This is a genomic window from Brevundimonas diminuta, from assembly GCF_050310045.1.
In the GTDB taxonomy this organism is placed as follows: domain Bacteria; phylum Pseudomonadota; class Alphaproteobacteria; order Caulobacterales; family Caulobacteraceae; genus Brevundimonas; species Brevundimonas diminuta_F.
The window spans coordinates 1,777,550-1,801,911 of record NZ_CP190005.1 but is presented as its reverse complement, the minus strand read 5'-3'; the positions used below and the strand labels follow the sequence as shown (position 1 = coordinate 1,801,911).

Genomic DNA, 24,362 nt, shown 5'->3' with positions numbered 1-24,362 from the left:
CATGTCTGAACTGAAGAACCGCCAGGGCTTCTCGACCCGCGCCATCCATGCGGGCCAGCAGCCGGACCCGACGACGGGCGCGGTGATGACGCCGATCTACGCCACCTCGACCTATGCCCAGGAAAGCCCGGGCGTGAACAAGGGTTATGAATACGCGCGCGGCAAGAACCCGACGCGTGAGGCGTTCGAGGCCTGCATCGCCGATCTGGAGGGCGGGGTTCAGGCCTTCGGCTTCGGCTCGGGCATGGCGGCGACTTCGACGGCGCTGGAACTGCTGGACGCTGGGTCGCACATCATCACCGGCGACGACCTCTATGGCGGTTCGTGGCGGCTGTTCGAGCGGGTGCGGCGCCGGTCGATGGGGCTGGACTTCAGCTATATCGACCTGACCGACCTGGCGGCCGTCGAGGCGGCCATCACCGACAAGACGCGGATGCTGTGGGTCGAGACACCCACCAACCCGCTGATGAAGCTGGCCGATATCGAGGCCCTGTCGAAGATCGCCAAGGCGCACAAGCTGATCCTGGTGGTCGACAACACATTCGCCACGCCGTGGAGCCAGCAGCCGCTGACGCTGGGCGCCGATGTGGTCATGCATTCGGCGACCAAATATCTGAACGGCCACTCCGACATCGTCGGCGGGGTTCTGGTCGCCAAGGACGCCGAGATGGCGGCCCAGTTGAAGTTCCTGCAGAACTCGGTGGGCGGGATCATGGGACCGTTCGACGCCTTTCTGGTTAACCGTGGCCTGAAAACGTTGGGCCTGCGCATGAAGGCGCACAACGAGAATGCTCTGGCCGTCGCCCGCTGGCTGGAAGACAGGGCAGGCGTGGCCAAGGTCATCTATCCGGGTCTGGTCAGCCACCCCCAGCACGAACTGGCCGCGCGTCAGATGAACGGCCGCTTCGGCGGCATGGTCACGGTGCTGATCGATGGCGACCTGGAGCGCACCAAGCGCGTGCTGGAGCGGGTGCAGGTCTTCACCCTGGCGGAGTCTCTGGGCGGCGTCGAAAGCCTGGTCAATCACCCGGCCATCATGACCCACGCCAGCGTACCGAAAGAGGTGCGAGAGGCGGGCGGCGTCACCGACAACCTGATCCGCCTGTCGGTCGGGGTCGAGGATATCGACGACCTGATCGCCGATCTGGATCAGGCCATCGGCTGAGGCTGATTGAGGCGCCGGGGGTTCAAATCTCCGGCCAGCCTGCCTAGGCTGGGGTCATGTTTGATTTCGACGCCATGCGTATTCGCCTGGCGGAGTTTCCGATCGCGGAGATGCTGATCGGGCTCTGTCTTCTCGCCCTTGTCGCCTTCATTGCGGACTTTGTGGTCCGCCGCGTCCTGACCCGGCTGATCCTGAGAGTGGTCGGCCGGGCGGTGCATGATCTCGACACCCTGTTGCAGCCGGTGGTGCGCAGCTTCACCCGTGTCGTGCCCGCCATCATCATCCATCAGGGGATCAGCGGCGTGCCGCATCTGGCGCCCGGCGTCCTCACCCTGATCCAGAACGTGGCAGGGGCCTTCATGATCGTGGCCGTGGCCATCGGCATCGGCGCCGGTCTGGACATGGCCAACGCCATCTACGCCCGCTCGCCGCGCGCGCACCGCCGCAGCATCAAGGGCTATCTGCAGGTCCTGAAGATCGTCATCTACGCCATCGCCACCATTCTGGTGATTGCGGCCCTGATCGACCGTTCGCCATTGCTGCTTCTGTCGGGCCTCGGCGCGCTGGCGGCGGTGCTGATGCTGGTGTTCAAGGACACCATACTGTCGCTGGTGGCGTCGGTACAGTTGAACTCCAACGACATGCTGCGCGTCGGCGACTGGATCGAGATGCCGCAGGTCAATGCTGACGGCGACGTCATCGATATCGCCCTGCACACGGTGAAGGTCCAGAACTGGGATAAGACGATCACCACCATCCCGACCTGGCGGCTGATCAGCGAGTCCTATCGCAACTGGCGCGGGATGCAGGACAGCGGCGGGCGACGCATCAAGCGCTCGCTGCTGATCGACCAGACCAGCGCGCGCTTCCTGACCGAGGCCGAGCGCGACAAGATGCGGCGCTTCCTGCTGATCGACGACTATCTGGCGGACAAGAGCGCCGAGATGGCGGACTGGAACGCCAAACTGGTCGAGGCCGGGCGCGATCCGGTCAATATGCGGCGCTCGACCAACATCGGCGCCTTCCGCGCCTATGTGCAGAACTATCTGGAGAACCACCCGGGCATCCGTCAGGACATGACGCTGCTGGTGCGTCAGTTGCAGCCGACGGAGACGGGACTACCGCTGGAGATCTACGCCTTCACCGCCACCGCGGCCTGGGCCGAGTATGAGGCGATCCAGGGCGATATCTTCGATCACCTGCTGGCGATCCTGCCTGAGTTCGGCCTGCGGCTGTTCCAGTCGCCCAGCGGCGCGGATTTCGGCCAGTTGAAGCCCTCATAAGAAAAGCGCGCAGAGGGCGACCCCTGCGCGCTTTAAATCCTGTCATCGTCGGCCCGTCATTGCTGACGCGGTCGGCGATGGAGCCGGATCAGCCTTCGGTCTTCAGTTGACCAGCCGATTCCTTGCCCGAGCGACGGTCGCGCTCGATTTCGTAGGAAACCTTTTGGTTTTCGTCCAGGCCGCGCAGGCCGGCTTGTTCAACAGCCGAGATGTGGACGAAGACGTCCTTGCCGCCGTCGTCCGGCTGGATGAAGCCGTAGCCCTTGGTGGAGTTGAACCATTTTACAGTGCCGGTAGCCATTTTCAGGACCTCCGCTAGAAGTTGGCTTCAGAGAACGTCTCTGAAGACCTGTCGGGTCTGTATGGATCGGCTTAGACCTCGGTGCGCGGGGCAGAAGGCAGAGCGTTACGCAGAGAGATCGACCCCTTTAGGGTGGACCCTCCGGTGGCCTAATGCAAGAGCCGGGCGTCAGGGCTCGGCCGTTTCCGGCGGGGACACCCAGTTCTCCTGGCACAGTTTACGTAGCGCCGAGGTGATGGTGGAGCCATAGAGCGCATCCTGAATCCGCTCATAGCCCTCAAGCTTCAGGGCCTGTTTGACGTCCCCTACTGTCCGGCAAGAGCCGCTTTCAGCCAGTTGATACGCACGTTCCAAGGTCGTCAATCGAAAGGTCATGGCGGCAGCCTAGGCCCTTTCAAGCAAAAGGCGAAACCCGTCTCGCCCATAAAGGGAGAACGGGTCAGAAATAGACGCTGACCCCGGCCACCAGGGCGTCGGCGTATTGCTCGCCCGGGACATCGGCGTTGGTGCCGTACCAGCGCAGTTCGGCCTCAAGGTTGCGGGTCAGGGCATAGGTCGCGCCGATGTTATAGCCGGTGTAGTCGACGCTGTTGTTCTGCTCGCGGCGACCGACCTCGGCCGAGACGTTCAGCTTGTCGGTGAAGTCCCAGCCGCCGCGCAGGGCGACCCAGGTCCAGGCCTTCACCGAACCGGCTCCGTCGGGCGAATGCTGTAGCCGCAGACGCGCGCTGGCCGGGCCGATCGAGCGCTTCATGTCCGCGGTGAACTCCCACGACTTGTCATCATAGCCGGGATCGGTATCGACCCGCCATTTGTGCGCGACGTTCAGGTCGAAGTCGAAGCCCGCCCATTGCGGACGCACCCCGCCGGTCAGTTCCAGCTCCAGCTCTGAGCCGCCGCTCTTGATCGTTTCGGCGGCGGGGCTGACGTAGAAGAGGCCGCTTTCGCTTTCCCATTCCGCGGCGCCCCAGACGAAGGGATCGCCGTCGGACTTGGAGGCGTCCTTGGAGCGGTTGTCGCTGGCGGCGCCGGCGCTGAAGCTCCAGCGGCCGGGCATCTCTTGGGCCTGGGCCGTCGAGGCCAGGATCAGGAGCGGGGCGGTCGCCAAAAGGGCGGTCGTCAGGATGCGCATGAATCGGCCTCGAAAGGGGGGAGCTTCGAGGCCGCTTCCTAGAGACGCTTCTTGTCGAATTTATCACAGGCCTGCGAAAACTCGTCCGTCAGCCGAGCGACAAGCTGCGCCGTTGTCGGCACGTCGTGGATCGAGCCCGAACCCTGACCGGCGGACCAGATCGTTTTCCACGCCTTGGCCTCTTCGCCCATGTCCAGCTTGTGCTCGGGCAGGGACTTGGGGTCGATCCTGTTCTCGACCAGCGAAGGCGTCAGGAAGTTGGCCGGAATGCCGGAAACGGCGGGCGTATAGGTGATGTCCGCCGAGCCCGACTGGACGATCAGGTCCTTGTAGTGGGGCTGGGCCGCGCTCTCGGTCGTGGCGATGAAGCGGGTGCCCATATAGGCGAAGTCGGCGCCCATCATCAGCGCCGCCGCCACGTCCTGCCCGGTCGACAGGGCGCCCGCCAGGATGATGGTCCCGTCATAGAAGCTACGGACTTCGTTGATCAGGGCGAAGGGGTTCACGACGCCCGCATGCCCGCCCGCGCCGTTGGCGACCAGGATCAGGCCATCGACCCCCGCCTCGGCGGCCTTGCGCGCATGGCGCACATTGGCGATGTCGTGGAAGACCACGCCGCCATAGCCGTGCACCGCATCCACCACGTCGCGCACGGCGCCCAGCGAGGTGATGATCAGCGGCACCTTCTCCTCGACCGAGACCATCATGTCGGCCATCAGGCGCGGGTTGGTCGGGTGGACGATGTGGTTGACGCCGAAGGGAGCTGCGTCGGGCTTCAGCCGCGACTTGATCTCGTGCAGCCACTCCCGATAGCCCTCGGTCGTGCGCTGGTTCAGCGAGGGGAAGGTCCCGATCACGCCCGCATTACAGGCCTCGACCACCAGATCAGGCCCGGACACCAGGAACATGGGCGAGGCGATCACCGGCAGCTTCAGGCCGGACTGGAGGGAAGCAGGAATGGCCACGGGTCGTCTCTCCTGAGTTGCTTTTGGCTACGCTAACCGGCTGTCGTCGGGGAAGGCAATCAATGATCGTATCGCTGGTTTCGCTCAGACCCTCCAATCCCGCTCATCCCCGCGGAGGCGGGGACCCAGTGCTTTGGCTGTAAGCTCCGCACACAAATCAGAGGGCGCCTGTTCACGCGCGGAGCCTGAGGCTCTTGCTGGGTCCCCGCCTCCGCGGGGATGAGCGGATTTTGGCTGGCGCGCTCCAAGTGGAAGCCTCTCAGAAAAAAGAGAGTCCAATTCGTCTGAATCGTCTGAAATCCGCCCCGTCGTCGCATGGCCGCCGTCCCCTCGGCCGGAGCGCAGTCTAGCACGGGTGAAGCAGGGGGATGGCCGATTGCGGCGGGGGCGGCGTTTTCTTTGGCGGGGCGAAGGCCTAAATGGCGGGCATGACCCACTATACCGACAGCCTCAGCCAACTCGGCGTCCAGACCGCCGCCCCGACGAACCCGGAAGAGGCGGTGCTGGAGCGCGTGCCCAATCCGCACGCCGACACGCTCTATGTCGCGCGCTTCACCGCGCCGGAGTTCACCAGCCTGTGCCCGGTGACGGGCCAGCCCGACTTCGCCCACATCGTCATCGACTATGTGCCGGGCGACTGGCTGGTCGAGAGCAAGAGCCTGAAGCTGTACCTGACCAGCTTCCGCAACCACGGCGCCTTCCACGAGGACTGCACCGTCGCCATCGGCAAGCGCCTGGCCGACCTGCTGCAACCGAAATGGCTGCGCATCGGCGGCTACTGGTATCCGCGCGGCGGCATCCCCATCGACGTCTTCTGGCAGACGGGCGCGCCGCTGGAGGGCGTGTGGCTGCCAGATCAGGGCGTGGCGGGGTATCGCGGGCGGGGGTGAGGGAAACGGCAGAGCGAAATCTGACAAGGGGGCTTTCATAGTCGTGTTCGCGGTTACACTTGAACAGGTTTTGCTTCGCTTACTGGCCGGGAGCGATTTCTCGCCCGTTGATACCGCGGACCTTTCACGCCGGTTCGAATCTTTGAGGTCATATGGCCGGCTGCCGGCAGGACGTGAAAATCGCGCTGCGCGACTGACCCCATTTCAAGTTGGTTCTGCTGTTCTGGGATTAGTGCCGCAAAATCCCGCTTGGGCGGGTCACGCGTCCACAGTGTTGAATGGGCTTTTGCCGGTGGGAGGAGCGGACGCAGCTTTTGCTGGTGCTCAATCATTGGGCGCATTGCTTGAAACCTTGCTTACCGATACCGATAAGCTTGACGAAATCGACTACTTGTCTGTCTCGATGTCTGGTCGTCATGGTAATGTAAACGGTCTAGCGTGTCTTGCTTTTGTTGGTAAGGATCATCCATCACTGCAGGCCTATGTCCCTTCGACTGCTGTATCGATGCTGCAGCCGGGAGCTGTCGTCAACTTTAATCCTGATGCTAAATCATCTCTTATTCGACGTGACTTCCGTTTAACGCGTCGTTTCTTCGAGGCTCTTGCCGATCAGATGAAGGCGTCTCTCGCAATAGAAGCTCCATCAGGTAGTGGATCCGAGTATGATGCGGAGGATGCGCGTCGCGCTCGTTTGAAGCGGTTAAGAGTTCGGCCTCACGCTCGATATCTAAATGTTGGTGTCGAGACCCAAGTGTGCTGGCCGAAAACTGAGGAGGTGATCTCCTTCGAAGGCTACGAATTTATCGTCATGCCTCCGACGAAGAATAGCTCTGCTTCAGTCCATATCGATCTGAACGGTGAGCGGATTGATGATGGCTACGCTCTTACCTTAATAAACCGGCTTCTTAGCCTGATGGCGTGGGAGGATGATGCCTTCGCTATTTGTCGAGACGGCTGGTCGGGGAATCCGGAGCCGGTGGCTGTTCCCCGCCGAAATCTCGCAAACTCCGTCAGTCCTTTTTGGCTGCGTCCATTAACCGCTCCTGCATCAGACAAAGTTCGGCGGGCTATTGGTTACTATCGCGAAGGCCTGAATGCGGATGAAGCTGAGATAATTAGCTTTTCCGTCCTGAGCTATCTCAAGGTGATAGAAATAAAATTTCCTGAAAACAGTAAAAAGCTCAAACGATGGATTGGCGAGAACTACGAGAAATCTCTAGAACAATTCTCAGATGATCTTCGTTTGACGCGTTTTGATGCCGCTCGTGGAGCAGAGGTGCCGGAGGATTATATTTGGAAGGCGTGCCGGGTGGCTGTGGCACACGCGAGCGAAAATTATCCTAGCGATTCCGATGACATGGAAGAGCTTACTCGCTTGTCAGTTGCGGCATTTGTATTGCGACGACTGGCACGTCGTATGATTGACGAACTTATAGCGGATGCTGAAATCATCGCATGAATACGGTGGCGGCTACTGCCTCATGACCCCATCCCCCCGCCTCCCGCTCGAAGCTTGGGGCCGTCGGCTGATGACCCGCGCGGAGGTGTGGGCCGACCGCTCGCGCCTTCGCCGTTACGCCTATGAGTTCCTGTGGTTCGGGCTGAAGCAGGGATGGGCGTGTCTGTTCGGCGGGGCGATGCTGGCGCTGATCCTGGGGACGTTTCTGTTCTGGCCTGATCAGGCGCCGCTGGCGCGCTATGACTTTCTGGTGCTGGGGGCGCTGGGGATACAGGCGGCGATGCTGGCCCTGAAGCTGGAGAGCTGGGAGGAGGCGCGGGTCATCTTCCTGTTCCATGTCGCCGGGACGATCATGGAGCTGTTCAAGACCTATCACGGGTCGTGGATCTATCCGGAAGAATCGGTGCTGAGGATCGGCGCCGTGCCGCTGTTCTCGGGCTTCATGTATGCGGCGGTGGGCAGCTACATCGCGCGGGTGCAGCGCATCTTCCATATCCGGGTGCGGAACTATCCGCCGCTGTGGGCGACGTGGGTGCTGGCGGCGGCGATCTACGTCAACTTCTTCGCGCACCACTGGCTGCCGGACGTGCGGCTGGCGCTGTTCGCGGCGACCGGGCTGCTGTTCGCGCGGGGGTGGTTCTACTTCACCGCCGACCGGACGCGGCGGTCGATGCCGTTGCTGCTGGGCTATGGGCTGGTGGCGCTGTTCATCTGGTTCGCGGAGAACCTGGGGACGTTCGCGCGGGCCTGGGTCTATCCGGGGCAGGAGGGCGGATGGGAGATGGTCAGCCTGAACAAGCTGGGGGCGTGGTTCCTGCTGATGATCATCTCGGTGGTGCTGGTGTCGATCGTGCACCGGCCGGAGGAGGAGGGGCGCTGACACCCCTCAACTGTTTCGCATAGGGGAGCGTTACGGGCGCGCCGTCACCTTGTGCGTCAGGTCGGGGCGGGGGCGTTCCAGCGGGGGCTCGGACAGGGAGCCGACGTGGATGAAGCCGGCGATGCTCTCGCCGTCCTCGACGCCGAACAGGGCGACGGCGGCGGGGTCGTAGGAATACCAGTCGGTGATCCAGCTGGCGCAATAGCCCAGCGCATTGGCCGCGTGCTCAAGGTTCATGCAGACGGCCCCGGCGGACAGCTGCTGCTCCCACACCGGAACCTTGTGGCCTTCGATGGGGGTGGAGACGACCATCAGGGTCAGCGGCGGGTTGGCCAGCTTGGCCAGGGCGGCGATCTCCTTGCCGGTGCGGTTCTGGGTTTCGCCCAGCGCGGTCAGGGCCTGAGACAGTTCGGCGCGGCTGCGCGGGCCGAGGATGACGAAGCGCCACGGGAACAGCTTGCCGTGGTCGGGCGTGCGGGCGCCCAGCAGCAGCATCTGCTCGATCTCGGCGTCCGAGGGGCCGGGCAGGCTCAGCGACTGGGCCGGGGCCGAGCGGCGCACGGCCATGCGCGACAGCAGCTCTTCCGAACGGACGGGCAGGGGCAGGGCGGCGGACAGGTCTGACTGGCTCATGAGGGATAGCTAGGATTTTCCGGCGGCGGGCGCCATAGCTGGGGCCATGAGCCGCATCCCTGACATCAAGCCGCGCTGGGCCGAGGGCCTGCCTGACACGCCGCCGTGGCGCAGTCTGGGCGACAGCGTCCTGATCGACACGCCGTGGATGCGGGTGACGCGCCATCCGGCTATCGCGCCGACAGGGGCTGAGGCCGACTATATGGTCGTGCGGCCGAAGAATGTGGGGACGGGGGTGCTGCCGCTGCATGACGACGGGACGGTCAGTCTGGTCGGCCAGCACCGCTTCGCCCTGATGCGCTATTCGTGGGAAATGCCCGAAGGCGGGGCGCCGGAGGGCGAGGATCCGTTCGAGGCCGTGAAGCGCGAACTGGCCGAGGAGGCGGGGCTGACGGCGGCGCACTGGCGCGCGGCGCTGGACGTGGACCTGTCCAACTCCATCACTGACGAGCGGGCGATGACCTGGGTGGCCTGGGGCTTGAGCGAGACCGAGACGGCGCCGGATGAGACGGAGGTCTTTCTGTCGGCGCGGGTGCCGTTCCGCGATCTGATGGCCGAGATCGCGCGGGGCGCCGTGCGCGACGGGCTGACGGTGGCGACGGCCTATCGGGCCTACCATATGGCGCGTGAGGGCGAACTGCCTGCTGCGCTGGCGCGTTCCATGCTGGGCGCGTAGGGTCGCGCCGAAGAGTAAGGATGCCTGATGGCCAAGCTGGAAGTCGTGCCGAAGCAGCCGGACCTGTGGGCGCAGTTGCGCGCCGCGGCCGAGGATGCTGCGCGCGAAGAGCCGCGTTTGGCGTCGCAGTTGAACGCCGTCGTTCTGGCCCATGACGACTTCGCCCGGGCGCTGAGCTTCCAGATCGCGCGCAAGCTGGGCGATGCGGAGCTGGCCGCCATGACGGTGCGCGAGGTGGCGCTGTCGGCCTTCATCGCTGATCCGGCCATTGTGGCCGCCGCCGAGGCGGACCTGAAGGCGGTGCAGGAGCGTGATCCGGCGATCCGCTCGCTGTTGCAGCCCTTCATGTATTTCAAGGGGTTCCAGGCGCTGCAGGCGTGGCGCGTGGCGCACTGGCTGTGGGAACAGGATCGCGACACCCTGGCCTTCCACTTTCAGAGCCGGATTTCAGAGCTGTTCCAACTGGACATCCACCCGGCCGCGCGGATCGGCGCGGGCGTCTTCATCGACCACGGCACGGGCATCGTCATCGGCGAGACGGCGGTGGTGGGCGACGAGGTGTCCATGCTGCACGCCGTGACCCTGGGCGGGACGGGGGCCGAGCGCGGCGACCGCCACCCGAAGATCGGGCGCGGCGTCCTGCTGGGCGCCGGGGCCAAGGTGCTGGGCAATATCGAGGTCGGGGACTACGCCAAGGTGGCGTCCGGCTCGGTGGTGCTGAAGCCGGTGCCGGCGGGCTGCACCGTGGCGGGTGTGCCGGCAAGGCTGGTCAACTGCCCGACCGACGCGACGCCTGCACGGACGATGGACCATACGCTGGCCGACATCGTCTATGACTTCGTGATCTGAGGCGCCGCGGCCGCGCCTGTGGACGCCTGATGCAGGGGCTTGTCCACGGGCTTCCCAAGGCGAGGCGGCTTCTCTAGGGTCCGCGGCCAACGATATGCGCCCCCTTCGGCGCCAAAGCGAGGCTGACCCCGTGACCGAGAACGATCTGAAGCGCGTCGAGACGCACCTGAAGCGCACCTTCAACCACGGCGGCATCAAGGTGAAGGCCCGCAAGGTCGCCGACTCCGCCGAAGTCTATGTCGATGACGAGTTCATCGGCGTGGTGTTCGAGGATGAAGACGAAGCCGGCTCCTTCATGTTCGAAATGGCGATCCTGGCGGAAGACCTGCCGGAATAAGCCGCCTGAACAGCGAGAATTGAAGAAGGCCGGAGAGGGCGTCCTCTCCGGCCTTCCTTGTCTTTGGCGTTGAATGCCCGAAGCGAAGTCAGATCACAGGCCGAACAGGCGAGCGAAGAAGCCTTTCTTCTTCTGCGGCGCAGGCGCCTCGACGGGCTTGACCGGTTCGGCGGGAGCGGCGGCAGGCGCAGCCGATTGCACCGGCGGCGCGGCAGGCGTCGGCGCGGCGGCGACGACCGGTTCCGGCTTCGGCGCGGGTTTGGCCTCGGAGACGGGCGCGGGCGTTACAGGCGCGGGCGTCGACGGCGCAACGGCGCCCTTGGGCGCAGCGGGTTTCTTTGGAGCCGCCGCCTTCTTGGGAGCGGCGGCCTTGGTCGCAGTGGTCGCCGACTTGGTCGCCGTCGCCTTGGCCGCAGGTTTGGGGGCAGCGGGTTTCTTGGCGGCAGTGGCGGTTTTTGAGGCGGTCGACTTGGCCGAAGCCGCCTTGGGCGCAGCGGCGGCCTTGGTCGTCGTCTTGGCGGCAGGTTTGGCGGCGGCCTTGGGCGCAGCCGCCTTGGCCGGGGCCTTTGCAGCAGGCTTTGCGGCGGCAGGCGCCTTCACGGCCTTGGGCTTTGCGTCAGCTTTTGTCGCTGCGGCGCTCGACTTTGCCGCCGGTTTCGGCTTGGAAGCGGCGGAGGCCGCTTTCGCGGCAGGTTTCGTTTCAGACGGTGCTTTGGCCATAAACTCCCCGACCCCTCGTTGGACGCGGACGTGAGAACCAAGCCCGCACTGGCGATTCGCCATTATAACGGTGTTTGAAAAATGTCCGAATCCGCAGTTCAGGTGATCGCTCGCGGCGATCGCGCCCCGGCCGAAGCGGCCGCCGCCGCCATCGACGCCAACCCCCTGTTGGAAGGCGCCACCTACTCGATCCTGGAAGAGGACGAGGACCGCAATATCTGGCGCATCGACGCCTTCCCCACGACCGATGAAGAGGCCGAAGGCATCGCCGAAATCCTGCGCGCCACTCCGGGGCTGGAGGTGATCGTCGAGAAGCTGGCCGACGCCGACTGGCTGGCCATGAGCCTGTCGGGCCTGCCGCCGGTCGATGCCGGGCGCTTCTTCGTCTATGGCGCGCACGATCAGGGCAAAATTCCCGAAGGCCGGGTCAATCTGAAGATCGACGCGGGCGCCGCCTTCGGCACCGGCCACCACGGCACGACGGTCGGTTGCCTGGAGGCGTTCGACAATCTGCTGAAGACCGAGACCTTTGAGAAGGTTCTGGACGTGGGCTGCGGCACGGGCGTGCTGGCGATTGCAGCGGCGAAGACCGGTTCGCCCATCGCCGTCGGCACCGACATCGATGAGCCCTCGGCCCGCATCGCCAATGAGAATGCGGCGATCAACGACGCCAAGTGCGAATTCTATTTCGCCGATGGTCTGAGCGATGCGCGGATTGCGCAGCATGCCCCGTATGATCTGGTGTTCGCCAATATTCTGGCGGCGCCGCTGGTGTTCCTGGCGCCCGAGATCGCCGGGGCGCTGAAGTCGGGCGGGGTGGCGATCCTGTCGGGCCTGCTGCGGACGCAGGAAGAGCGGATTCTGGAGGCCTATCTGCCGCTGGGCTTCGTGGTGGAGCAGACGATCCATCATGATGCGTGGAGCGCGCTGCAGCTGCGCAAGAAGTAGGCCCACCAGATTCTCCCTCCCCGTTCTGGGGAGGGTGGCCGCGAAGCGACCGGGTGGGGAGGGCCTGGTGATCCTGGCCTCGGCGCTTGAATAGCCCTGCCGCCCCCACCCGACCTCGCCTTTGGCTCAGCCACCCTCCCCGGGACGGGGAGGGAGAATGTCTTGCCTCTCCTCAAACGCTGCAGGGAGAGTATATGGGCTTCATGCGCCAGACATTCGACGAAACCACCGATCCGTCCTTCGGGGCCAAGCACCTGCCTCTGCTCCGCGCCGAGATGGCCAGGCAGGGTCTCGACGGCCTGCTGGTCCCGCACGAGGACGAGCATCAGAACGAATACCTGCCCGACGCCAATGAGCGGCTGGCCTGGGTCAGCGGCTTCACCGGCTCGGCCGGGGCGGGCGTGGTGATGCAGGACAAGGCGGCGGTCTTCGTCGACGGCCGCTATACGGTTCAGGCCAAGGCCCAGACGGACGAGACCCTGTTCGAGCGCCAGCCGCTGAACAAACTGGCTGACTGGCTGGCGGCCGTGCCGTCGGGTTCGGTCATCGGCTATGATCCGCGCCTGCACAGCCCTGATGCGCTGACCAGCCTGCGCGCCGCCGTCGAGAAGGCCGGAGCGACGCTGAAGGCGGTCGAGGCCAATCCGATTGATCTGGCCTGGGGCGACGCCCGCCCGGCCCAGCCGCAGGCGCCGGTGGTCCCGCATGAGGACCGCTATTCCGGCGAGGACGCGGCGTCCAAGCGCGCCCGTGTCGGCAAGGCCATCGCTGAGGTCGGGGCCGAGGTCGCCGTGCTGACTTCGCCGTCGTCGCTGGCCTGGCTGTTCAACATTCGCGGCGGCGACGTGATCCGCACGCCGCTGCCGTTGGGTCAGGCGGTGGTGAAGGCGGACGGGACGGCCAGCGTCTTCCTTGATCCGGCCAAGGTGACGAACGAACTGCCCGGCTGGCTGGGCGACGCCGTGACGCTGGAGGCGCCCGAGGCGCTGCCCGCCGCGCTGGACGCCCTGTCGGGCCAGAAGGTGATGATCGATCCGGCTGTGTCCTCGGCCTGGTATTTCGACCGGCTGGAAGCGGCGGGCGCCGACATTGTGCGCGGCATGGACCCCTGCGCCCTGCCGCGCGCCCAGAAGAACGCCGTCGAGATCGAGGGCAGCCGTCAGGCCCACATCCGCGACGGCGCGGCCCTGACGCGGTTCCTGCACTGGGTCGATACGGTCGCGCAGAAGACGCTGCCGGACGAGCGGGCGGTGGTCGAGGCGCTGGAGGGCTTCCGCGAAGCCACCGGGATGCTGAAGGACCTGTCCTTCGACACAATCGCCGGGGTCGGGCCGAACGGCGCCCTGCCGCACTATAAGCCGGTCGGGGCCAAGATCAGGAAGATGGAGGCGGGTTCGCTGCTGTTGGTGGACGGCGGCGGCCAGTATCTGGACGGGACCACGGACGTGACCCGCACCATGGCCATCGGCGAGGGCACGCCCGACCAGCGCCGGATGTTCACGCTTGTGCTGAAGGGCCACATCGCCATGGCGACGATCCGCTTCCCGGCCGGGTCCAGCGGGCGCCAACTGGACGCCATTGCGCGCCAGCCGCTGTGGAACGCAGGCTTCGACTTCGACCACGGCACGGGCCACGGCGTCGGGTCGTATCTGGGCGTGCACGAGGGGCCGCAGCGCATCGCCGGCTGGGGCACGGACCAGCCGCTGCTGACCGGCATGATCCTGTCGAACGAGCCGGGCTATTACCGCGAGGGCGAGTGGGGCATCCGCATCGAGACGCTGCAGGTCGTCACGGCGCCCACGCAGGTTCCGGGCGGCGAGCGGCCGATGCATGGGTTTGAACAACTGACGCTGGCGCCGCTGGATCGGCGTCTGATCGACACGGCGCTGTTGACGGCGGACGAGCGGGCTTACGTGGATGCCTATCACGCCGAGGTTCTGGCCAAGGTCGGGCCTCTGCTGGCGGACGGCGTGCAGAAGGACGAGGCGGCGCTGGACTGGCTGAAGACGCAGACGGCGCCGCTGTAAGCCGATGATCGGCGCCATCGCCCTGCTGCTCGTCTGCCAGTTGGCGGGCGAGGTGATCCACCGGCTGACGGGCCTGCCCCTGCCGGGGTCGGTGATCGGCATGGTGCTGCTGCTGGCGTGGCTGGCCCTTGTTCCGAGGGAGCGGCTGACGCTGACGCAGGTGACGGGCTGGCTGACGGCGCATCTGTCGATCATGTTCGTGCCCGCCGCCGTGGGCGTGATGGAGGAGGGGGCGATCCTGTCGCGATACGGCCTCGGCATCGTCGTGGCGGTGGCGGTTTCGACCCTGCTGACGCTGGCGGTGACGGCGCTGGTGTTCCGCGCCGTGGCGGGGCGGGAAGAGCCAGAGCCTGAAGCTGAGGAGGACGCGTCGTGAGCGATCTGATCGCGACGCCCCTGCTGTGGCTGGCGGTGACGCTGGTGGTGTTCGAGGCGGCGGACATCCTGTCGCGGCGCAGCGGGCGCCATCCGCTGTGCCATCCGGTGCTGCTGGCGACGCCGGTGCTGATCGGGGTGCTGCTGGCGACCAAGACGCCCTATGCGACATACGCCGAAGCGACGCAGGTGCTGGGCTTCCTGCTGGGACCGGCGGTGGTGGGGCTGGCCGTGCCGATCTGGGCGCAGCGGGCGACGATCCGGCGACTGGCCAAGCCGTTGGCCTGCGCCCTGCTGGCGGGGGCCGTGACGGCCATCGTCAGCGCCGTGGGCATCGTCTGGCTGTTCGGGGCGCCGGCCGAGATCATGGCCTCCATCGCCCCGCGCGCCACGACGACGCCGGTGGGGATGGCGGTGGCGTCCCAGTTAGGCGGCATACCGGCGCTGGCGGCGGTGATCGTGCTGATGTCGGGGGTGTTCGGGGCGATGACGGCGACGCCGCTGCTGAACCTGCTGAAGATCAGGGATTATCGGGCGAGGGGCTTTGCGGTCGGGGTGTCGGCGCACGGCTTCGGGGCGGCGCGGGCGTTTCAGGTGGACCAGACGGCGGGCGCCTTCGCCAGTCTGGGCATGGCGCTGAATGCGGCGGCGACGGCGACGATCCTGTCCATTGTGACCAGTCTGATTTGAACAACCCGCTCATCCCTGCGGACGCCGGGATGAGCGGAAGGAGAGGTTGCGACCAAGGCTCGATCCTAATCCGCCTTGTCATTGCGCACCGTGCGCCTCGATTACCGGACGCGGGTCCAGGTCTGGGTCTTGCACAGGGGGGCGACGATGCAGCCACGCAGGCGCAGGGTGTCGTCGTTGGTCATGGTGATGGTCCCGCGATAGGTGCCGCCGTCCTCGGGATTATAGACCGATCCGCCGCTCCATTCGGTCGGGCCGCCGGTGAAGCCCGACAGCATCTGCAGGCCGCGCAGGGGGCGGTTGCGCAGGGATTCATCCTTGTTGCGCTGGTCCTTCACATCCGGGTTGGCGCGGATGTGGCTGGAGGTGACGAGGACGCCGCACAGGGCCTGACCGCAGCGTTCGATGCGGACCTGACCCCCGTTGGTCGGGGTCTGCCACAGGCCGGTCGGGTCGCTGGCGAGAGCGGGAGAAGCGAGGGCGGCGGCTGCGACGGCGAGCGCCGTCAGGACGGAGGTCTTCATCGGCGTGTTCCTTCTGATGGACCGATGGAACGATCCAGACATGAAGGTTGATCCGCGTTTGGTCGCGAAACAAGGCTGGAATTGTGAACTTCACTCAATGATTACATGACGTTAGGTCAAGTTAGATGCCTTCCATGCGTCTAAGGCGATGGATTCGGGCGGGATTTTCCTCCCCATGAAATGGGGAGGTGGATCGGCGGCGTCAGCCGACGAGACGGAGGGGCTGCTTGGTCCCGCTGCCGTAAGCCCCTCCACCGCTGCGCGGTCCCCCTCCCCACATAGTGGGGAGGAAACGCGAGGTCAGCCGCCGCGCGGGCGGCGGGGGCGGGTTCCGGCGTTGGAGCAGGGCGTGTAGCCGTCGCGCCAGATGCGGCCCGGCGTCAGGCGGCTGGCCTCGGCCAGGGCGCGACAGTCGGCGGCCTGATGCACCTGCGCCGCCGCCAGAGCCACGGAGGCGCAGGCGAAGGCGTCCTCGGCCGCGTCGTGGTGGCGGAAGGCGACGCCCAGTTCGGCGCAGACGTTGTTCAGCTTGTGCGAGGGGAACTCGGGCCAGCTGATCTGGGCCAGTTTGACGGTGCAGAGGTAGTCGAACTCGGGATAGGTCAGGCCGTAGTGGTCGCAGGTGTTGCGGATGACGCTGACGTCGAAGGCGGCGTTGTGGGCCAGCACCGTGCGGCCTTCGAGGCGCGGGGCGATGGCGGCCAGGACAGCGGGGAATTCCTCGGCGTCCTCGACCTGTTCGGGGCCGATGCCGTGGAAGGCGATGTTGAAGCTGGCGAAACGCATCCCCGGCGGGCGGATGTAGTGGTGCTCGACGGATTCGATGACGCCGTCGTTGATCCAGGCCAGGCCGATGGAGCAGGGGCTGGCCCGCTGCTCATTGGCGGTTTCGAAGTCGATGGCGACGGCGTGCATCAGGCGATCATATTTCAGGCGATGAGGGCCAGCCACTCGTCCTCGGTCAGGACGGCGACGCCGTGCTTTTCGGCGTCCTTCAGCTTGGACCCGGCGCCGGGGCCGGCGACGACGTAGTCGGTTTTCTTGGAGACTGAACCGCTGACCTTGGCGCCGAGGCTTTCGGCGCGGGCCTTGGCTTCGTCGCGGGTGAAGCGTTCCAGCGAGCCGGTGAAGACGACGGTCTTGCCCGCCACGGGGCTGTCGGTCGTGGGGGCGGCCACGTCCTCGACGCGCTCAAGCTCGGCCAGCAGGGCGTCGACGACCTGAAGGTTGTGCGGCTCGTGGAAGAAGTGGGCCAGCGCCTCGGCGGCGACCGGGCCGACGCCTGAGACGCCCGCGATCTGGTTGAGGATTTCGGACGGGCCTTCATTGCGCGCGACTGCGGCCCAGCGGGTCAGGTCGGTCCAGCCCTCGGAGATTTCCGCCAGCGAGCGGCGGGCGGGCGCGGCCATGCCGGGGAAGGCGAGGGCGATCTTCTGATCCATGGGCGCTTCCGGCCACGGATCGTCGGCGGGAGGCTGCGCCTCGGCCATCAGGCCCAGCACGCGGGTCGAGATGGCGTGGGTCGCGGCCAGCGTCTTCCAGTCGTCGCTGGCGAGGCCGTTCGCGGCGGCCATGCAGGCGTCGCGGAAGGCGGTCCAGCTGCCGAAGGCGCGCGACAGGACCAGCGAGGTTTGCTCGCCGATCTCACGCACGCCCAGACCGAAGATCAGGCGGTCAAGGCTGATGACGCGCCGGGCGTCGATCCCGGCGATCAGGTTGCGGACGCTGGTCTCGCCATAGCCGTCCTCGGCGCGCAGCAGGGCCAGCTTCTCCTCGTCGCGGGCGAGGCGGAAGATGTCGGCAGGCTCCTTGATCCAGCCGCGCGCATGGAAGGCGATCAGCTGCTTTTCGCCTAGCCCTTCAATGTCGAAGGCGCGGCGGCTGACAAAGTGCTTGAGGCGCTCGACGATCTGGGCGTCGCAGATCAGGCCGCCGGTGCAGCGGCGCTTGACCTCGTCCCCCTCGCGCACGGCTTCGGAGCCGCAGACGGGGCAGACGGTGGGGAAGACGTAGGGGACGGCGTCGTCGGGGCGCAGGGTTTCGACCACACCTACGATCTGGGGGATGACGTCGCCGGCGCGTTGCAGGACGACGGTGTCGCCGATGCGGACGTCCTTGCGGGCGATCTCGTCCTCGTTGTGCAGGGTGGCGTTGCGGACCACGACGCCTCCGACGGTGACGGGATGCAGGCGGGCGACGGGAGTCAGGGAGCCGGTGCGGCCGACCTGAATGTCGATGCCTTCCAGCACGGTCGTCGCCTGCTGCGCCGGGAACTTGTGGGCGATGGCCCATCGGGGGCTGCGGGCGATGAAGCCGAGGCGGTTCTGCCAGTCCAGCCGGTCGACCTTATAGACCACGCCGTCGATGTCGTAGCCGAGGCGGCTGCGGTCGGCCTCCAGCGCCTGATAGACGCCGATCAGGCCGTCGGCGCCTTCGACGCGGGCCGAGCGGTCGTTGACCTGAAAGCCCCAGCTGCGGAACGCCTCCAGCGCGCCGTGTTGCGTTTCCGCGAACGGGGCGGAGGTCTCGCCCCAGGCGTAGGCGAAGAAGGTCAGGGGGCGCTGGGCCGTGATCTTCGGGTCTTTCTGGCGCAGCGACCCGGCGGCGAAGTTGCGCGGGTTGGCGTAGGTGCGCTTGCCTTCGGCCTCGGCGGCCGCGTTGAAGGCGTCGAAGGCGGCGTTGGGGGCGTAGACCTCGCCGCGAATCTCAATGACGTCGGGCCAGCCGGATCCCGCCAACGTCTGGGGGATGCTGTCCAGGGTGCGGAGGTTGGCGGTCACGTCCTCGCCGGTCTTGCCGTCGCCGCGCGTGGCGCCCTGGACCAGGACGCCCTTCTCGTAGCGCAGGTTGGCCGAGAGGCCGTCGATCTTGGGCTCGGCGACGAAGGCGATCGGCTCGTCGCCCGGCAGCTTCAGGAAGCGGGCGATGCGGGCTGCGAAGTCGCGCACCTCTGCGTCGTCGAAGGCGTTGTCCAGCGACAGCATGGGCACGCCGTGACGGACCTCGGCGAACTGGGTCGAGACGGGGGCGCCGACGCGCTGGGACGGGGAGGCGGGGCTGGACAGGGCCGGGAAGCGGGTCTCGATGTCGAGGGCGCGGCGCTTCAGGTCGTCATAGTCGGCGTCGGAAATCTCGGGCGCGGCGTCGGCGTAATAGAGGGCGTCATGGCGCGACAGTTCGGCCGACAGGCGGTCCAGCTCTTCGCGCGCCTGGGCTTCGGTCAGGATTTCGACGGGCGTGGGAAGGTCGGACATGAGAATCGCAGGAAGTCGGCAAAGGCGGAAGGAGTTCCTTACCATCCCCCGACCCTGATGGCAGACGCGGCATGACAGAAACGTAATCTGACGTGGCGGCCGGCGGCCGTTAGCGTCACGCCACAAAGATTCCTGCCCGGAGCCCTTCATGCGTCCTGTCCTCGTCAGTCTGTCCGTGATCGCCGCCGCTCTTACGCTGGGCGCCTGTGAGACGACGCCTGCGCCTGTGGTCGAGGCGCCCGCTGTGGAGGCGGCTCCATCGGGCGATTACGCCCAGTTGATGGACGACCTGCGCATCCTGTCGGCTGACGACATGCAGGGCCGCGACACCGGCTCTGAGGGCGGGGCCAAGGCGCGCGACTATATTGTGGCGCGGCTTGAGGCGCTGGGCGTCCAGCCTTCGCCGATGGGACGTCTTCAGCCGTGGGAGGCGCTGGGCCGCACGCGCGAGGGGACGAAGACCTATAACGGGACCAACATCATCGGCGTGATCCCCGGCACGCGCGTCGCCGACAAATACATCGTGGTGACGGCCCACTATGACCACGTCGGCGTCAACGACGGCCAGATCTTCAACGGGGCGGACGACAACGCCTCGGGCGTCGCGACCATGCTGGAGCTGGCCAGACGGCTGAAGGCGAACCCGCCCGAGCACAGCGTGCTGATCGTGGCGGTGGACGGCGAGGAACGGGGCCTGCTGGGCGCCAAGCACTTTGTCGAAGTCCCGCCGGTGCCGCTGCATGCGATTTCGATGAACCTGAACTTCGACATGACGGCGCGGGCCGACAGCGACGGCAAGCTGTGGGTGACGGGGACGTATCAGCATCCCTATTTCCGCCCGGTGCTGGATCAGGTTCCAGCGCGCCGGAACGTCGCCTTCGCCTTCGGCAAGGATACGCCCGAGGACAAGGGCGCCGACAACTGGGTCGAGGCGTCGGACCACGCCGCCTTCCATCGCGCAGGCCTGCCGTTCCTGTATTTCGGGGTGAACTATCACCCGGACTATCACCGCCCCAGCGACACCTTCGACAAGGTCAAACCGGGGGTCTTCCAGGATGCAACAGAACTGGCCATCAGCGGTTTCCGTGCGTTGGACCGGTGGCTGGATCAATGAGAGGCGGGCTGATCGCCGCCGCGATTTTGGCGGGCGTCATCGGTCTGGCGGCCTGCGAGCGGGGAGGCGCGCCGCAGAAGGGAGCCGAGGCGTCGGGCTTCACCCATGATCTGCCGGAGGACGTGTCCGGCTATTACATCCCCACGACGGCGGTTCAGGTCGGAGAGTGGCGGCTGCATCACCTGTTCATGGGGCAGGTTCCCGACTTCATCAGCTGGCGCGACGGGGCGCGGACGGCGGGCTATGCGCCGATCATGCTGGAGTTCTCGGCGGGCGATGAGGCGCGGCGAACGCGGCTGATCCCGACGGCCTATGACGTGACCGAAGATCATGTGCGCTTTGAGGCGCGGTCGCGCGATCTGGGCGCGGTGTCGTTCGAGGGGAGGCTGGACCCGGATGCGCTGGCGAAGGCGCGGCGCAATCTGGGCGATCAGGGCGTCGTGCTGAAGGGGACGCTGAAGGTCGGGGGCCGGACCTTTGACGGGGTGTCGATGCGGTGGTGGGCGGGGGATTGATCCTCTCCTCCCCATGACAATGGGGAGGTGGATCGGCGGCGAAGCCGACGAGACGGAGGGGCCGCTTGGTTCCGCCGTCGCCAAGCCCCTCCACCCCTTCGGGGTCCCCCTCCCCACAAAGTGGGGAGGAGATATTTGGCGTTAGGCCACCGTCGCCTTGACGATCTTGCCCGGCGCGCGCGGGGGCTCGCCCTTCGGCAGGGCGTCGACGTGATCCATGCCTTCGATCACTTCGCCCCAGACGGTGTACTGGCCGTCCAGGAAGCGGGCGTCGTCGAAGCAGATGAAGAACTGCGAGTTGGCGCTGTCCGGGTTGGCGGTGCGGGCCATGGAGCAGACGCCGCGGACGTGCGGCTCCTTCGAGAATTCCTGCTTCAGGTTCGGCTTCTTCGAGCCCGAGGTGCCGGTGCCCGTCGGATCGCCGCCCTGGGCCATGAAGCCCGGAATCACGCGGTGGAAGACCACGCCGTCATAGAAGCCTTCCTTGGCCAGGTCGGTGATCTGCTTGACGTGGTTGGGCGCCAGGTCGTCGCGCAGCTTGATGACGACGTTGCGGTCTTCGCCGTCGCCGGTGTCCAGAGTGAAGGTCAGGGTTTGGTCGGCCATCGGGCGCTCCTTGAGGTTATGCGAGCCGGAATTGTGCGCGGGTCATAGCGGCTGAACGCCGTCAGGGCTATGTGGGAAGCATGAGTGAAGACGAAAAGCCCGCCGACAAGCCGCAGGAACGCCGCCGCATGGTGCGCCTGCCCACGGGCGGCACAGCCTCGGGCCGCAAGGTCGGCCAGAAGATCAAGACGGCCGACAAGAAGACCCTGTCCAGCCAGGCGTGGATCAAGCGACAACTGTCGGACGAATGGTCCGACCGCGCGCGGGCCGAGGGCTGGCGCAGCCGCGCCGCCTTCAAGCTGATGGAGATCGACGACAAGTTCCGGCTGATCAAGCGCGGCTCGCGGGTCATCGACCTGGGCGCGGCGCCGGGCGGCTGGGTGCAGGTGGCGCTGGATCGCGGCGCGGCGGCGGTGGCGGGCGTGGACCTGCTGATGATCGAGCCGATTCCCGGCGCGACGCTGATTCAGGCGGACTTCACCGATCCGGGCGTGGATCAGCAGATGCTGGACGCCATCGGCGGGCCGCCGGACCTGGTGCTGTCGGACATGGCGCACAACACCATCGGCCACCGTCAGACCGACCACCTGAAGATCATCGCCCTGATCGAGATCGCGGCCGACTTCGCCATCCGGACCCTGCGGCCGGGCGGGAATTTCGTGTCGAAGAACTTTCAGGGCGGCGATGCGGGCGGGGTGCTGACGCGCCTGCGCGAAGAATTCGAGACGGTGAAATACGTGAAGCCCGAATCGAGCCGTAAGGGCAGCGCCGAGGTGTTTCTGGTGGCGCTGAACAAGCGCTAGGCCGACGCGCTTTCGGCCTCTGCAGCGGCGCGGCGGGCGGCCTTCCTGGCCTCAAGCCGCGTCCAGATGCGGTCATGCAGGGTGAAGAAGACCGTCTGCACCAGAGGCTCAATCGTGCCGATGGCCAGGGCGATGCGGATGTCCCGCGTCAGGGCATAGGCCACCAGCACCGCCACGGTGAAGTGCATCAGGCCATAGGTCACCGTCTTCAGCGCGACCTGCTTCAGATTGCGGGGCAGGGCGTGGTTGTGGCCGTGCCCGCCGTGGTGATTGTGGGCGCGGTTCTGTTCCTGCAGGTCCATGACCTCCAGACGGGCGGTGAAGGCCTCGGCCGTCTCCTCGACGCGGGACAGCATCTTACGGCGCTCGACCCGGTGCCAGACGCGGTCGTGGATCGAATAGGCGACGGTTTGGAAGATCGGCTCGACCACCCCGACCGCCAGCGCCAGCCGCCAGTCGCGGGTCAGGGCAAATGCCACCAGGATCGCCACGATCAGGTGCATGGCGCCATAGCTCGCAATCTTGAGGGCGAGCTGTCGCGCTGTGGTGATCAAGATGCGAACCATTCGCGGTAAATGCGGCCTCTGCCCGTCGGTTTCAAGGCAATTTCTCTTATATGCACGATAGCGCGGGCTTGGGGTTGCGGTTCCCCGGCAACGGGGGCTATACGCGGCCCGCAAAATGGAGGCTCCAAATGGAGATACGCGAAGGCCTAACCTTCGATGACGTTTTGCTCGAACCCGGTCCGTCCGAGGTCATGCCGGCTGATGTCGATGTCTCGACCCAACTGACACGCGAAATCAAGCTGAACATCCCGCTGCTGTCGTCCGCGATGGACACGGTGACGGAAAGCCGACTGGCGATCGCCATGGCGCAGGCCGGCGGCCTGGGCGTGCTGCACCGGAACATGACCATTGAGGAGCAGGCCGAAGAGGTCCGCGCCGTCAAACGCTATGAAAGCGGCATGGTGGTGAACCCGGTCACGGTCGCACCCGACACGACGCTGGGCGAAGTGCTCCAGATCGTCGAGCGCAAGAAGATCACCGGCTTCCCGGTCGTCGATCCCAAGACCGGCAAGCTGGTCGGGATGCTGACCAACCGCGACATGCGCTTTGAGACGGATATGAATCTCAAGGCCGCCGAACTGATGACGACGGGCGAGCTGATCACCCTGCGTGAAGGTTCGGCCGGACGCGAAGCGGCGCAGGAACTGCTGCGCACCCGCAAGATCGAGCGGGTCATCGTGGTGGACGACGCCTATCGCGCCGTCGGCCTGATCACCATGAAGGACATCCAGAAGGCCCAGGCCTTCCCTAACGCCTGTAAGGACGAGCAGGGCCGCCTGCGCGTCGGCGCCGCCTCGACCGTCGGCGACGCCGGGTTCGAGCGGGCGATGGCGCTGGCCGATGCGGGTGCGGACGTGGTGGTGATCGACACCGCCCACGGCCACTCGGCCTCGGTCGCCCAGGTGGTCGAGCGCATCAAGCGCGAGAACAACCGCGTCCAGATCATCGCCGGCAACGTCGCCACCTATGACGCCACGCGCGCCCTGATCGACGCGGGCGCTGATGCGGTGAAGGTCGGCATCGGGCCGGGCAGCATCTGCACCACCCGCATCGTCGCGGGCGTGGGCGTGCCGCAACTGACGGCCATCGTCGACGCCGCCCGCGCGGCGCAGGGCACGGGCGCCTCGGTCATCGCCGACGGCGGCATCAAGTTCTCGGGCGATCTGGCCAAGGCCATCGCGGCGGGCGCCAATGTCGCCATGATGGGCTCGATGTTCGCAGGGACCGACGAAAGCCCCGGCGAGGTCTTCCTGTATCAGGGCCGGTCCTACAAGTCGTATCGCGGCATGGGCTCGGTGGGCGCCATGGCGCGCGGCTCGGCCGACCGCTACTTCCAGAAGGAAGTTTCGTCCGAGAAGCTGGTCCCCGAGGGCATTGAGGGCCAGACCGCCTACAAGGGGCCGATCGCCCCGGTGGTGCATCAGCTGGTCGGGGGGCTGCGCGCCTCGATGGGCTATGTCGGCGGCGCCAATATCACCGACTTCCAGCAGCGCGCGCGCTTTGTCCGCATCACCAATGCGGGCCTTCGTGAAAGCCACGTCCACGACGTGATGATCACGCGCGAGGCGCCCAACTATCGTCAGGGCTGACCTGATCCGCTCCCGGCCCCGGCCGGGAGCGGTTTTGTTTTGGGCCTGCAGAACAGGAGAC

Annotated in this window: 27 protein-coding genes; 16 read left to right on the top strand and 11 right to left on the bottom strand. The window is 66.2% G+C overall.

The features are described from left to right. Position 1: 1 nt before the first annotated feature. Positions 2-1,165 carry a cystathionine gamma-synthase gene (locus tag ACORJG_RS08640; protein ID WP_427788586.1) on the top strand — a complete coding sequence of 388 codons (1,164 nt, stop codon included), beginning with the start codon at positions 2-4 and terminating at the stop codon, positions 1,163-1,165. A gap of 56 nt (positions 1,166-1,221) precedes the next feature. Then, positions 1,222-2,448, top strand: a complete 1,227-nt coding sequence (locus ACORJG_RS08635; protein WP_427788585.1) for a mechanosensitive ion channel family protein — start codon at positions 1,222-1,224, stop codon at positions 2,446-2,448. A gap of 88 nt (positions 2,449-2,536) precedes the next feature. Here ACORJG_RS08635 and ACORJG_RS08630 read toward each other — a convergent pair whose 3' ends face one another. The 4 genes from ACORJG_RS08630 to ACORJG_RS08615 form a co-directional block, all read right to left on the bottom strand. Then, entirely contained in the window at positions 2,537-2,749 is a 213-nt protein-coding gene (locus ACORJG_RS08630; RefSeq protein ID WP_003164457.1) for a cold-shock protein, read from the bottom strand. 168 nt (positions 2,750-2,917) lie between these two features. After that, positions 2,918-3,124 carry a hypothetical protein gene (locus tag ACORJG_RS08625; protein WP_427788584.1) on the bottom strand — a complete coding sequence of 69 codons (207 nt, stop codon included), beginning with the start codon at positions 3,122-3,124 and terminating at the stop codon, positions 2,918-2,920. A gap of 64 nt (positions 3,125-3,188) precedes the next feature. Further along, positions 3,189-3,881, bottom strand: coding sequence for a TorF family putative porin (locus ACORJG_RS08620; protein WP_427788582.1), 693 nt, complete (start codon positions 3,879-3,881; stop codon positions 3,189-3,191). A 38-nt stretch (positions 3,882-3,919) separates the two neighbouring features. Further along, positions 3,920-4,846: an NAD(P)H-dependent flavin oxidoreductase gene (locus ACORJG_RS08615; protein ID WP_427788581.1), complete on the bottom strand. Its 927-nt coding sequence runs from the start codon at positions 4,844-4,846 to the stop codon at positions 3,920-3,922. 428 nt (positions 4,847-5,274) lie between these two features. Here ACORJG_RS08615 and queF point away from each other — a divergent pair, with 428 nt between their 5' ends. From queF to ACORJG_RS08600, 3 genes are all read left to right on the top strand, one after another. Then, positions 5,275-5,736 carry a preQ(1) synthase gene (gene queF, locus ACORJG_RS08610; RefSeq protein WP_200216075.1) on the top strand — a complete coding sequence of 154 codons (462 nt, stop codon included), beginning with the start codon at positions 5,275-5,277 and terminating at the stop codon, positions 5,734-5,736. 43 nt (positions 5,737-5,779) lie between these two features. After that, the gene (mauJ, locus tag ACORJG_RS08605; protein ID WP_427788580.1) at positions 5,780-7,195 is read left to right on the top strand and encodes a methylamine utilization protein MauJ; all 1,416 of its coding nucleotides are present in this window, start codon (positions 5,780-5,782) and stop codon (positions 7,193-7,195) included. A gap of 70 nt (positions 7,196-7,265) precedes the next feature. Beyond that, on the top strand, positions 7,266-8,075 hold the full coding sequence (locus ACORJG_RS08600; RefSeq protein ID WP_427788579.1) for a DUF817 domain-containing protein: 810 nt from the start codon (positions 7,266-7,268) through the stop codon (positions 8,073-8,075). Positions 8,076-8,105: 30 nt separating this feature from the next. Here the strand turns inward: ACORJG_RS08600 and ACORJG_RS08595 are convergent, their stop codons facing one another. Continuing rightward, entirely contained in the window at positions 8,106-8,708 is a 603-nt protein-coding gene (locus ACORJG_RS08595) for a nitroreductase family protein (protein ID WP_427788578.1), read from the bottom strand. 46 nt (positions 8,709-8,754) lie between these two features. Between ACORJG_RS08595 and ACORJG_RS08590 the strand changes: the two genes are divergently transcribed. The 3 genes from ACORJG_RS08590 (at position 8,755) to ACORJG_RS08580 (ending at position 10,570) form a co-directional block, all read left to right on the top strand. Continuing rightward, a complete protein-coding gene (locus ACORJG_RS08590) occupies positions 8,755-9,384 on the top strand; it encodes an NUDIX domain-containing protein (RefSeq protein ID WP_427788577.1) in 630 nt (209 codons plus the stop codon). Positions 9,385-9,411: 27 nt separating this feature from the next. Then, entirely contained in the window at positions 9,412-10,233 is an 822-nt protein-coding gene (cysE, locus tag ACORJG_RS08585; protein ID WP_427788575.1) for a serine O-acetyltransferase, read from the top strand. 130 nt (positions 10,234-10,363) lie between these two features. Continuing rightward, positions 10,364-10,570, top strand: a complete 207-nt coding sequence (locus ACORJG_RS08580; protein WP_003164469.1) for a DUF3126 family protein — start codon at positions 10,364-10,366, stop codon at positions 10,568-10,570. Between the two features lie 93 nt (positions 10,571-10,663). Here ACORJG_RS08580 and ACORJG_RS08575 read toward each other — a convergent pair whose 3' ends face one another. Beyond that, positions 10,664-11,170, bottom strand: coding sequence for a hypothetical protein (locus ACORJG_RS08575; RefSeq protein WP_427788574.1), 507 nt, complete (start codon positions 11,168-11,170; stop codon positions 10,664-10,666). A 201-nt stretch (positions 11,171-11,371) separates the two neighbouring features. Between ACORJG_RS08575 and ACORJG_RS08570 the strand changes: the two genes are divergently transcribed. The 4 genes from ACORJG_RS08570 to ACORJG_RS08555 all read left to right on the top strand — a co-directional run bounded on the left by ACORJG_RS08570 (position 11,372) and on the right by ACORJG_RS08555 (position 15,330). Further along, positions 11,372-12,238 (top strand): 50S ribosomal protein L11 methyltransferase, encoded by an 867-nt coding sequence (locus ACORJG_RS08570; protein WP_427788572.1) that lies wholly within the window; start codon positions 11,372-11,374, stop codon positions 12,236-12,238. 203 nt (positions 12,239-12,441) lie between these two features. Next, a complete protein-coding gene (locus tag ACORJG_RS08565; RefSeq protein ID WP_427788571.1) occupies positions 12,442-14,265 on the top strand; it encodes an aminopeptidase P family protein in 1,824 nt (607 codons plus the stop codon). Positions 14,266-14,269: 4 nt separating this feature from the next. Continuing rightward, entirely contained in the window at positions 14,270-14,641 is a 372-nt protein-coding gene (locus ACORJG_RS08560) for a CidA/LrgA family protein (RefSeq protein ID WP_427788569.1), read from the top strand. After that, positions 14,638-15,330 carry an LrgB family protein gene (locus tag ACORJG_RS08555; protein ID WP_427788568.1) on the top strand — a complete coding sequence of 231 codons (693 nt, stop codon included), beginning with the start codon at positions 14,638-14,640 and terminating at the stop codon, positions 15,328-15,330. Before ACORJG_RS08560 ends, ACORJG_RS08555 begins: the two co-directional genes overlap by 4 nt. 101 nt (positions 15,331-15,431) lie before the next feature. Here the strand turns inward: ACORJG_RS08555 and ACORJG_RS08550 are convergent, their stop codons facing one another. The 3 genes from ACORJG_RS08550 to ligA all read right to left on the bottom strand — a co-directional run bounded on the left by ACORJG_RS08550 (position 15,432) and on the right by ligA (position 19,108). Further along, the gene (locus ACORJG_RS08550) at positions 15,432-15,854 is read right to left on the bottom strand and encodes a DUF2147 domain-containing protein (protein ID WP_427788567.1); all 423 of its coding nucleotides are present in this window, start codon (positions 15,852-15,854) and stop codon (positions 15,432-15,434) included. Between the two features lie 300 nt (positions 15,855-16,154). Continuing rightward, on the bottom strand, positions 16,155-16,769 hold the full coding sequence (locus tag ACORJG_RS08545; protein WP_427788565.1) for a 3'-5' exonuclease: 615 nt from the start codon (positions 16,767-16,769) through the stop codon (positions 16,155-16,157). 14 nt (positions 16,770-16,783) lie between these two features. Further along, positions 16,784-19,108, bottom strand: a complete 2,325-nt coding sequence (ligA, locus tag ACORJG_RS08540) for an NAD-dependent DNA ligase LigA (RefSeq protein WP_427788563.1) — start codon at positions 19,106-19,108, stop codon at positions 16,784-16,786. 148 nt (positions 19,109-19,256) lie between these two features. Here ligA and ACORJG_RS08535 point away from each other — a divergent pair, with 148 nt between their 5' ends. Together ACORJG_RS08535 and ACORJG_RS08530 are read left to right on the top strand one after the other, a co-directional pair. Then, on the top strand, positions 19,257-20,222 hold the full coding sequence (locus ACORJG_RS08535; RefSeq protein ID WP_427788561.1) for a M20/M25/M40 family metallo-hydrolase: 966 nt from the start codon (positions 19,257-19,259) through the stop codon (positions 20,220-20,222). After that, positions 20,219-20,737: a hypothetical protein gene (locus tag ACORJG_RS08530; RefSeq protein WP_427788559.1), complete on the top strand. Its 519-nt coding sequence runs from the start codon at positions 20,219-20,221 to the stop codon at positions 20,735-20,737. Before ACORJG_RS08535 ends, ACORJG_RS08530 begins: the two co-directional genes overlap by 4 nt. A gap of 141 nt (positions 20,738-20,878) precedes the next feature. Here ACORJG_RS08530 and ACORJG_RS08525 read toward each other — a convergent pair whose 3' ends face one another. Further along, positions 20,879-21,343: a peptidylprolyl isomerase gene (locus tag ACORJG_RS08525; protein ID WP_087140057.1), complete on the bottom strand. Its 465-nt coding sequence runs from the start codon at positions 21,341-21,343 to the stop codon at positions 20,879-20,881. Positions 21,344-21,423: 80 nt separating this feature from the next. On the opposite strand from ACORJG_RS08525, the gene ACORJG_RS08520 reads away from it, so the two are divergent. Beyond that, entirely contained in the window at positions 21,424-22,146 is a 723-nt protein-coding gene (locus ACORJG_RS08520) for an RlmE family RNA methyltransferase (protein WP_003167306.1), read from the top strand. Here ACORJG_RS08520 and ACORJG_RS08515 read toward each other — a convergent pair. Next, positions 22,143-22,712, bottom strand: coding sequence for a DUF2061 domain-containing protein (locus tag ACORJG_RS08515; RefSeq protein ID WP_427788557.1), 570 nt, complete (start codon positions 22,710-22,712; stop codon positions 22,143-22,145). The genes ACORJG_RS08520 and ACORJG_RS08515 overlap by 4 nt on opposite strands. Positions 22,713-22,840: 128 nt before the next feature. Between ACORJG_RS08515 and guaB the strand changes: the two genes are divergently transcribed. Further along, a complete protein-coding gene (guaB, locus tag ACORJG_RS08510; RefSeq protein WP_427788555.1) occupies positions 22,841-24,301 on the top strand; it encodes an IMP dehydrogenase in 1,461 nt (486 codons plus the stop codon). Positions 24,302-24,362 lie beyond the last annotated feature (61 nt).